The 6706-nt window shown below is 75.7% G+C and carries 3 protein-coding genes, 1 tRNA gene and 2 pseudogenes; 1 reads left to right on the plus strand and 5 read right to left on the minus strand.

Features of this window, described 5'->3' with window-relative positions:
* The 5 genes and pseudogenes from ACFWOG_RS38490 to ACFWOG_RS38510 all read right to left on the minus strand — a co-directional run.
* A pseudogene (locus ACFWOG_RS38490) lies at positions 1-810 on the minus strand (hypothetical protein); the annotation flags it as partial.
* A 173-nt stretch (positions 811-983) separates the two neighbouring features.
* Complete coding sequence (locus ACFWOG_RS38495; RefSeq protein WP_380364193.1) at positions 984-1430, minus strand: DUF4442 domain-containing protein; 447 nt, start codon at positions 1428-1430, stop codon at positions 984-986.
* 167 nt (positions 1431-1597) lie between these two features.
* Positions 1598-1673, minus strand: a tRNA-His gene (locus tag ACFWOG_RS38500).
* Positions 1674-1794: 121 nt separating this feature from the next.
* Positions 1795-2397, minus strand: coding sequence for an oligoribonuclease (gene orn, locus ACFWOG_RS38505; RefSeq protein ID WP_329951056.1), 603 nt, complete (start codon positions 2395-2397; stop codon positions 1795-1797).
* A 587-nt stretch (positions 2398-2984) separates the two neighbouring features.
* A pseudogene (locus ACFWOG_RS38510) lies at positions 2985-4172 on the minus strand (helix-turn-helix domain-containing protein); the annotation flags it as partial.
* A gap of 1013 nt (positions 4173-5185) precedes the next feature.
* On the opposite strand from ACFWOG_RS38510, the gene ACFWOG_RS38515 reads away from it, so the two are divergent.
* Entirely contained in the window at positions 5186-5992 is an 807-nt protein-coding gene (locus ACFWOG_RS38515) for a GNAT family N-acetyltransferase (protein WP_380364195.1), read from the plus strand.
* The last annotated feature ends 714 nt before the right edge of the window (positions 5993-6706 follow it).

Consider the following 6706-nt stretch of genomic DNA (forward strand, 5'->3'; position numbering starts at 1 on the left):
GGCGGTGTGGTGCCGCCCGTCACCCGGCTCCCCGGGGGCGGGTGGCGGGGCCGCCGGCCCGCGCTGCTCCCCGCCGGGCCGGGTGGCCCGGGGACCGGCGCCGTTCCGGCCGACCGGGGCGGACGGCCCGTCGGGCGCACCCTCCCGGGAGGCGCGCGCCCCGGCCGGGCGGGACTGGGCGGGTACGGTGCCCAGCAGCCCGGAGGCGATGGCGAAGGCGTCCGGGAGGGCGGCCCGCTGTCCGGGCAGCGGGAGGCCGCCGGCCCTGATCCGGTCCTGGAGCGCACTGCTGACGGAGGTGGTCGCGGCGTCCAGCTCCGGTACCGGGACGATCGCGGCGGTGGGGCCGGCGAGGTGATCGAGCACCCCGGGGGCCGTGGTCCGGCCGGGAGCGACGACCGGACCGTCCTGCCGCGCGGGGGACCGTGGCGGCTCCTGCGGCCTGTCCGGCGGCGGGTCCTGCGGCACGGGGGGCTGCGGGGCGGCTGCGTCCCCGGCCGCCTCCTCGCCCGCCTGTCCGGCGGTCCGCTCCGCTGACGGCCCACCGGTCACGGTCCCGTCGGGCGGGGAGTCGCCGAGTACGGACTCGCCGGTCAGGGCCCGGCCGACGGCCGTCCGGCTCGCCGGTTCCGGGAGCGGTTCGGCGCCGGCCGCGTGGGCGCCCGGAGCGCCGAGCCCCCAGAGCTGCGCGAGGAGCGCTCCGCCCGCCGCGACGGCCCGCGGCAGCCGGGAGAGCCACCGCCCGGCCCGCCCTCCGGGCGGACGACGGGACTCTGACGACAGGTCCTTGGTCGGGTGTTTGGCTCGCACGTGAATCGAGAACGAGCGGACGGACCATGAGGTCACGGCCGCCGCCACGGCCACCGTCACGGACAGTCATCGGGCGGCGGCCCGACCGCTCGCCCGACTGCCGGCTCGCCCGACCGCCCGAGGTCCGCCGGACGCGCTCCGGTCGGCACCCCGGGCCGCTGTCCGCCGGTGGCTCAGGAGTTGGGGCGAAGCGTCCAGATCACGGTCATCACGCCGGTCACCGCACCGTCGGCACGGGTGATCTCGACGGTGACCGGGAACTCCGGCCGCTCGCCCTTGTCCAGCTCGGCGACGATCTCGGCGACCGGCCGGCCGAGTGCGGCGGTGGCCGTGACGACGCCCATGGCGAGCTTCCTGTACGAGATCTCAGCGCTCACCGCGAGCGGCACCGCGCGGGAGAGCTGGTCGCCGAAGGCGCTCAGGACGATGCAGCCGCTGGCCGATTCGGCGAGGGTGAACATCGCGCCGGCGTGCGGCCCGCCGACGTGGTTGTGGTACTCGGGCTGGTCGGGCAGCCGGAGCACGGCACGCTCGGGGGTGGTCTCCAGGTACTCCAGCTTGAGGGTCCGTGCCATCGGCACGGTGGAGTCGAGCAGCTGGCCGATCGAAGGTGTGGTCATGGCCGCAACGTTACTAGCCGGTAGCTTTCGGCGGCAGCTCCGCCGGGGGAGAAAAAGGTGAGACGGAGGCCACGTGGGCGGAGGCGGTGAGGGCGGGGAGGTCCGCGGCCGGGAACGCGAAAACGCCTGAGGGGCCGGTCTCTTGAAGAAACCGGCCCCTCAGGCTCTGGGGTGAGTGACGGGACTCGAACCCGCGGCCACCTGGACCACAACCAGGTGCTCTACCAACTGAGCTACACCCACCATCTGTCCGGCCCGGTCCCGCTCTTCGCGTTCCCGTTCCGACAGGAAGAACAATACAGGATCCGGGAGGGTGCTCGCGCCAGGGTTTCAGCAGGGAGCGGGCACCTCCCGGGTCCCCGGGTCAGCCGGCCGGCGGCTGGTACTTCTCGGCGATCGCGCGCGCGGTGTCGGTGTCCGGGCCGGGCTGGGCGACGAACACCGCCTCGCGGTAGTACCGCAGTTCGTCGATGCTCTCCCGGATGTCGGCGAGCGCCCGGTGGTTGCCGCCCTTCTGCGGACTGTTGTAGTACGCCTTCGGGTACCAGCGGCGGGCCAGCTCCTTGATCGAGGAGACGTCCACGATCCGGTAGTGCAGGTGACTCTCCAGGGCCGGCATGTCCCGGCTCAGGAAGCCGCGGTCGGTCGCGACCGAGTTCCCGCAGAGCGGCGTCCGGCCGGCCTCCGGCGCGTGCTCGCGCACGTACGCGAGGACCAGCGCCTCCGCCTCGGCGAGCGTCACGCCGTGCTCCAGCTCGTCGAGCAGCCCGGAGGAGGTGTGCATGGTCCGCACCACCTCGGGCATGTGCGCCACCGCCTCCGCCGGCGGGCGGATGATGACGTCGACACCCTCGCCGAGGATGTTCAGCTCGGAGTCGGTCACCAGCGCCGCGACCTCGACCAGGGCGTCCCGGTCGAGGTCGAGGCCTGTCATTTCACAGTCGATCCATACCAAACGGTCATTCACGCCACTCACCCTACGGCGCGATCACGCGCCACGGGCACCGATGGAGCCGAGCGGGGCGCCGGGGCGCAGGCCTCGGAGCCGTGTTCCTCCTGGGCGTGACCGTCCGGTTCACGGTTCTCCCGGCCGGGGTGGGCCGGATGCGTGGGACGGCCGTCCCGCGCGGCCCGGGCGTCGCGGGGCTCCCGGACACCATCCGGCGCGGCGGCCCGGCCGCCCTGCGGGCGGACCTGACCGGCCCGGGCCTGCCGGGCCCGCGCCTCGGGGGTCCCGGCCGGTGCGGGCGCCGGCAGCCGGCCTCCGGCCGCGCCGTGACCGCGTCCGGCCGCCGGGGACTCGTCCTGCGGCCGGTCGGCCGCGGTCCGGTGCCCCTGTCCCTGGCCGCGGGCGCCCGGTTGCGGGTGCCCGTCCTCGGCCGCGGCGTGCTCCGCCGTCCGGGGCGGCCGGCCCGCGTTCGGACCGGGCTGCGCCGGGACCATCGGCGGCCGTGCCGGGCCGCGTCCGGTTCCGGGCTGGCCGGGATGCTGCTGGTGCCCCGCCGGCTGGTGCGGGTACGGCTGCCCGGCCCGGGCGTGGACGCCCTGGCCGGACGGCTGACCGTGCTGCCCCGGGTGCGTCGCGGCGCCGCCCGGGAAGCCCGGCACCGACGCCTGCCCGTGCGCACCGTGCTGACCCGGGACCGTCCCGCCCGCCGGGGCGGCGGCCGTGGCGGGCTGCGGCACGGCCCCGGTCATCCGGAGGTCGTTGCCCTGCGCCGCGGCCTGGGCGGCCGAGACGCTGCCCGGCCGACGGGCCCGGTAGCTGGTCCGGTAGGCGGCCGGCGAGACCCCGAGCTGGCGCCGGAAGTGCCCGCGCAGCGCCACCGGCGACCGGAAGCCGCAGCGGCGCGCGACGTCGTCCACCGACAGCTCCGAGGTCTCCAGTAGCCGCTGGGCCTGGAGCACCCGCTGGGTGATCAGCCACTGCAACGGCGCGCTGCCGGTGAGCGTGCGGAAACGCCGGTCGAAGGTCCGTCGGCTCATGTAGGCGCGAGCCGCCAGCACCTCGACGTCGAACTGCTGGTTGAGGTTCTCCAGCGCCCAGGTGACCACCTCGGCAAGCGGGTCGTTGCCGATCTCCTCAGGTAAAGACTGGTCGATGTACTGGGCCTGTCCGCCGCCGCTGCGACGGCTCGGCACCACCAGCCGCCGGGCGAGCGCGTTGGCCGCCTCGGCGCCGTGGTCGCTGCGGACCACGTGCAGGCAGAGGTCGATCCCGGCGGCGGTGCCCGCCGAGGTCAGCACGTCGCCGTCGTCCACGAAGAGCTCGCGCGGGTCGACGTGGACCCGCGGGTAGCGCTTGGCCAGGGTCGGGGCGTACATCCAGTGGGTGGTCGCCGGGCGTCCGTCCAGCAGACCGGCGGCGGCGAGCACGAACGCGCCGGTGCAGAGGCCGATGATCCGGGCGCCCTCGTGGTGCGCCTTGCGGAGCGCCGTGATCGCCTCGACCGGCGGCGGCTGCGAGATCGAGCGCCAGGCCGGTACGACGATCGTCCCGGCCCGGGCGAGTGCCTCCAGCCCGTAGGGGGCGGAGAGGGTGAGGCCGCCGGTGGTGGCGAGCGGCCCCTCCTCGCCGGCGCAGACCAGGAGGCGGTAGCGCGGCACCCCGGCGTCCTGGCGGTCGACACCGAAGACGGAGAGCGGGATCGAGCTCTCGAAGATCGGTGCGCCGCCGAAGATCAGCACGGCGACGGTCTCGCGCCTGCGCCGGCCGGAGAGCTTGCGCGGCGAGACCGCCATCACCGGAGTCGAGGATCCGTTGAGGCCGGAGCCCGGTCCGCCGTGTCCGCCCGCGCCGTGTCCGCCCGCGCCGTGGCCGGACACCCCGAGCCCGAGCGATCCCGGCGGGATCCCGCCGGACGTTCCGGCGCCGGCCAGGGCCGGGCCGGAGAGCGCGCCGGTCGGAGCGGCGGCGAAGGTCGTGAATCCGCTCTCCTGTCCGCCCGGGTGGCCGCCCGGGTGACCGCCGCCGGGGTGGCCGCCAGGTTGGCCGGTAACCGACTGCCCGTGCCGGCCGTCCGAGCCGATGCCGTACCCGGTCCCGTGGCTGACTCCGGATCGGCTGACGGTGCGTCCGCCGTGCTCCGGGGAGGCAGGGAAGGGTGGGGTGCCCGGGGAGCCGGAGGCACCGGGGCCGCCGGGGGCGGCTGGTGCGGAAGTGGTTCCCGGGGCGGGTGTGGCCGCAGCGGAATAGGAGGGGTACGAGGCTGTGCCGGAGGTGCGGGTGTTGACGGCGGGGGCCTTGTTGCCGGTGCCTCTCGCGGAACGACCCGCGATGCCGGCCGCGGTCTGGCCGCTGTCAGGACCCGCGTCGCTCCTGCTCACCCTGCTCAAGGCGCTCAAGCCCCCTCGGTGGTGTGGTGTGGTGGTGCGGCACTGCTGGCCAAGATCGAATCTATCGGGTGGACCATTGCCGTTGTGACAAGTTCACCATCCGACGCTATGTCGACATGGCAATTTGGCGTGATGCATTCGATCACGAAGCGTGGCACCCGTCGACCCTTCTGGGAAGGGGGCCGGTGCAACGGTGGCTGGTTGTCGCGGGACGGGTCCTGGGACGTCCGGCTTCGGCGCACCCGGCCGGCGCGTCTGGGCTGCGGATTTGCCCAAGGGCGGGGGAGTCGCGCGAGATTGACCGAAAATCGGCGGTGCACGCGAGGGCGCACGGCCGATATGTGTGCGCCTCCCTGGCTTCATCCGGCCAGGGCCGGGGCCGGACAGCGCGGACGGGCCGTCAAGGCTACCGTCCTGGAGTGGAGATCCTCAGCCGGCTCGAACAGGCCAACGACAACGCCGCCGCACTCTGGCTGGCCCAGGCGCGTGCGCACGGCTGGCAGTACCTCACGAGCCCCGGCTTCACCGCGGTCCGCTGCGCCCGCACCCCGGACGACGCCCACCGCGTGGTGGTCACCCGCCCCACCGGCGAACCGGGAGCGGTGGAAGCGGAACTGACGGACCTGCTCGCCGCCTGGCACACCGTACGGCTCACCGTGGAGGACCCGTACGGCGGGCTGGACCTGACCCGCCAGGGCTGCGGCCACGGGCGGCGGATGGCGGTGATGGTGCGCGAGCCCGGTCCGCTGCCGCCGGAACGGCCGGAACGGCCGGCGACTGGCTCGGGCTCGGGTTTGGGCTCGGGAGGGTTCGCCGCAGAGGTGCTGACGGCGGGTGAGGTCCTGGAGGCGGAAGCCCTCGCCGAGGCCGAGCGCGCGATCGTCGACGGCTTCCCGATCCTGCCCCGGCAGCCCTGGACCGAGGGTGCCCAGCTGCCGGTGCGGCTCCTGGGCGAACCCGGCTGCCGGGCCTGGATCGGCCGGGTCGACGGCGTGACCGCCGGTGCCTGCCTGACCTACGACGACGGCCACGCCACCGGCGTCTACTGGGTCGCCACCCTGCCTGCCCAGCGCTCACGCGGAGTGGCCCGGGCGGTGCTGCGGACGGCGCTGGCCGCCGCACACCCCGACCGTCCGGCCACTCTGGTGGCCACCGAACTCGGCGAGCCGCTCTACCGCCGGCTCGGCTTCACCGAACTGGCCCGCACCCGCTGGTGGACGCGCTGAGCAGGCTCCCGGCGTAGCCGCCCGGCGGCGCGGCCTGTGCCGCCCGGACCCACCCGGGCACCCGGGCGCCCGGGTGCGTCTCGGGCGAGGACGCTCCGGTGCTTCGCCCGGCGACCACGGCGCGAGTCGCCCGCTATCCGGTCCGGGCGGCGCGGTGCGCCGGGGCCGCCGGGGCTCCGGCGGTTCGCGGGGAGGCGGCGGTGCCCGGACGCGGAACCCTGCGGGCCGGCGGCGCCGCGAACCTCGTCCGGGCGGGCGGCCCGCCCGTCGTCGACGGGAGCCCGACCGGCGGTTCCACCACGTCGGCGGTGCCCGCAGACGCGGAGTGCTCCGCGCCGTCGGCGGCAAACCCGCCGGGTCGGTTTCGGACAACGGACCCTGCCCCCGGATGCGGGGTGGCACAGTTCGTGGCGTTCGCGGCAACAGGCGCATGCCCGTCGTCCAGGGCGGACGGCGAGAACTGTGCGCCTGACCGCACGCCGGTCTGCGCCCTCATGCCCGGCCCCGAGGACCTCGGGCCGATCGGCACCACGGCGACCCCGGTCGCGGTCACGCTTCCGGTCGTGACGACGGTCCCGGCCGCCGGGGTGCCGCCGGCCGTGATGCCGGTTCCGGCCGCGGTGACGGTCCCGATCGGGACCGCGGCGCCGGCGGACGCCGTGACCGTCCCGGTCGGTGCCAGGGCGAGTGCCCAGGCCCCCGGGATTACCCCGG

Origin of the sequence: Kitasatospora sp. NPDC058406, from assembly GCF_042722765.1 — a bacterium.
Classification (GTDB): domain Bacteria; phylum Actinomycetota; class Actinomycetes; order Streptomycetales; family Streptomycetaceae; genus Kitasatospora.

Excerpts from the sequence above, each read along its gene's own strand:
- ACFWOG_RS38495 (WP_380364193.1), bottom strand. The coding sequence starts at position 1,430 with ATGACCACACCTTCGATCGGCCAGCTGCTCGACTCCACCGTGCCGATG.